At 60.8% G+C, this 554-nt stretch carries 1 protein-coding gene; it reads left to right on the top strand.

Annotated features, from left to right (window positions below):
- Positions 1-256: 256 nt before the first annotated feature.
- Positions 257-554: glutathione S-transferase N-terminal domain-containing protein (locus D1614_RS28645; RefSeq protein ID WP_175579319.1), on the top strand; the 298-nt coding region annotated here is incomplete at its 3' end.

The following is a 554-nucleotide window of genomic DNA, read 5'->3' as shown; positions in this document are numbered from 1 at the left end:
GTCGGTCTGGTGGTACTCGGCGGCGCATGGCTGCCGGCGAGTGAACTGCCCGCGCTCGCAGTATCCGCGCTGGCAACGGGCGTGCTGTGCGGCACCGCAGCGTGGGAATGGTACGCACGCTCCTGCGAAACAGTGCACCCCGAAGAGGCGCACAATCCCTGAGTGGTCACCTGAAAATTCTATTTTCTGGACATTACAAAAGGCCACTCGCGCGCGTACTCTGTCAATCAACAGGACAGAACACGAGGCTCCCGCCATGATCGACCTCTACTATTGCGCCACGCCCAATGGCCTGAAGATGGCGCTGTTCTTTGCCGAAACCGGCTTGCCGCATCGCGTCATCCCCGTCGATATCAGCCGGGGTGAACAGTTCAAGCCCGAGTTCCTGGCCATCTCGCCCAACAACAAGATCCCAGCCATCGTCGATCAGGATGGCCCCGACGGCAAACCGATCTCGCTCTTCGAATCGGGCGCGATCCTGCTGTACCTCGCAGGCAAGACCGGCAAGTTCCTGCCCGACGACGTGCGCGGTAAATACGAAGTGCTGCAGTGGC

Source organism: Maribellus luteus (assembly GCF_003576475.1).
In the GTDB taxonomy this organism is placed as follows: Bacteria; Bacteroidota; Bacteroidia; order Bacteroidales; family Prolixibacteraceae; genus Draconibacterium; species Draconibacterium luteum.
Note: the sequence above shows the minus strand (reverse complement) of the source record. Positions and strands in the feature narration are given on the sequence as shown.